Source organism: Candidatus Aegiribacteria sp. (assembly GCA_021108005.1).
GTDB lineage: Bacteria > Fermentibacterota > Fermentibacteria > Fermentibacterales > JCC-6 > Aegiribacteria.
The window spans coordinates 1-2,030 of sequence record JAIORS010000135.1; the positions used below are offsets into that span (position 1 = coordinate 1).

General features: G+C 44.6%; 2 protein-coding genes. Both read right to left on the reverse strand.

From position 1 onward, the window contains the following. Positions 1-1,169, reverse strand: a 1,169-nt coding sequence (locus K8S15_08120) for a hypothetical protein (GenBank protein MCD4775998.1), incomplete at its 3' end; no start/stop codon positions are given. 198 nt (positions 1,170-1,367) lie between these two features. Continuing rightward, on the reverse strand, positions 1,368-1,835 hold the full coding sequence (locus K8S15_08125; GenBank protein MCD4775999.1) for a nucleotidyl transferase AbiEii/AbiGii toxin family protein: 468 nt from the start codon (positions 1,833-1,835) through the stop codon (positions 1,368-1,370). Positions 1,836-2,030 lie beyond the last annotated feature (195 nt).

The window sequence follows — 2,030 nt, forward strand, 5'->3', positions numbered from 1 at the left end:
TTGAGGGTATATGTGATACGACCGGTGTCATTCACCGGTATCCTTCCCACATAAATCTCCGGAAGAAAGTCGGGAAGATCCTGATCGTACTCACCTGGATAACCGTCATTGTCAGAATCCCAAGACACGGAATCAGGGTATGAAAGGTCGGCGTAGTAAAAATCGGTGGGCGTACCGGGCGCTATAAGACCGGGATTGGATGGATCGTATACGTGGAAAGACGGGTCAGGATAGCATATACGCATCGGGACTGTGGCATAGTCACCCACAAAAAGGACATATTCAATTCCCCAAGGCCCGTAATACTCCCTGAGGAAGCTCCTTATCTGTTCTTCCAGATCACAACCCGGCTGATCTGCAATCAAAGAGTCGGTTATCAGAACGGTTTTCAGACTGTATCCGAGTTCCGCCTTCCATGCGGGGAAAGTGGATGATGTAATGGCACCGACCAGATCGCTGGTAGTTATGATGACATAATCGTACACATCGTCCAAAGACGCTTCAATCCTGCTGGAAGTGTATTCACCGGCAAATTCGAGGTAATTGAAAAAAAGCTCCTGAGCCCTCTCATCTGCAACACAGTCTGCAAGCATTTGCTCGATATGCTGTGCTTCAGCACTTCCGATAGCAGGCAGTGTATAGTTAATGGCTACATCAACACGATCGTGGTATATAAGCCGCCTGGAAATCGGATGATAGGTGATCGGGCAGAAAGCTATCGATGCATAAGAGTATTTGCGAAGAGTACCGGCTCCGGAAAGCCAGGCAATCCGGTGTGGATATGCGTTGTCACTTAGGTATGTTGTTTCATAGTTGGCTTGCCATTCTTCATCAAGTCTGGCCAGCTCTTCTTCAAGATACGGTGAGCCCGGAAGAGGAAGAAATCCCGCGAATGGCTGGATCTCACACTCAAGTGGTAACTCAGCAGAGCTGGAACTAATAACGTTTGCAGAGACCGCTCTGGCGCCCGGGGGAAGCAGAATCTGGAACCTCTTCATGGGAAGAAGAGGTTTTCCGGGCTCCATCAGCTGGCTGAAGTTTTCCATTTCAATTGTCTGACCGCCAGAACCCTGAACTATTTCATACTCTCCGGGATAAAGAGCCACTACCAGACTTTCTGAATCAGCAACAGCAAGCGATGTCGCCGTAACAAGAACAAGTATCCGCAAAAGGACTCCAGGAGAGGCAAAACTAGTCCACCGATTCGTTATCAATGCTGTTTCCCCGATTTCATTGACGGAAGAGCTGAAGGAGATTCATAATCAGTTTTACTGGATTTGATTTTCTGGAGATTCCCATAATCTTTGAATTTATACAATGCTATCATTTTGTTAAACTCATAGAGTGAACTGAGCTCTTTAAGCACTCTATCTATTCGTTTCACTCTTTCCTTTCTCAAGCATTCTGATATCTACCTGATCCTGATCAGAATTCCTCTTTCGTTTCATCCAAATAAGATCTTCAACTGATGCAACTCGCACCGTTCCATATTCCGATTCTGCATCTAAGGCCTTCAGAATAATCTGTTGAGATCGCTCGCTATTTGCTGCTAGAACATCCAGCTGTAAATGGTCTTCCCCCACAATCTTAATAAATCTGTGCAAAGTAATATCAGCATTTTTAAAAGCCCAGGGAACTGCAGACACAAAGAAATCAAGCTTTAAGAGAACATCAGCAAAGTTATCTATATCGTCCGGGCTCAATAGTAAATCGATATCTTTTGTGAATCGGGGTTGATCATGAAATGAAAGCGCAACATCACCGACTAAAGCATATTTCAGGTTATTGACTTCAATAGCCTTTACGATCTTTCTGAATTCTTCAAATATGTTCATGCTTCACTCCGGTTGAATAGCAGACACTATATTCTCCGTGAACCTCTTCGCTCAACTACTATCATGTGCAATCCAGTTACGTCAATAGTGATCACAACTCTGTCAAGGTTGGAGCCAGACTATTATCTCTTCTTACCTTTACCTAATCTGAACGATTCTACGTTTTTTCACCCTTCACATCATAAATCACAGCTG

What these genes read in the sequence shown, in the direction of transcription:
- K8S15_08125 (MCD4775999.1), bottom strand. Translation starts at nt 1,835, where the DNA reads ATGAACATATTTGAAGAATTCAGAAAGATCGTAAAGGCTATTGAAGTC.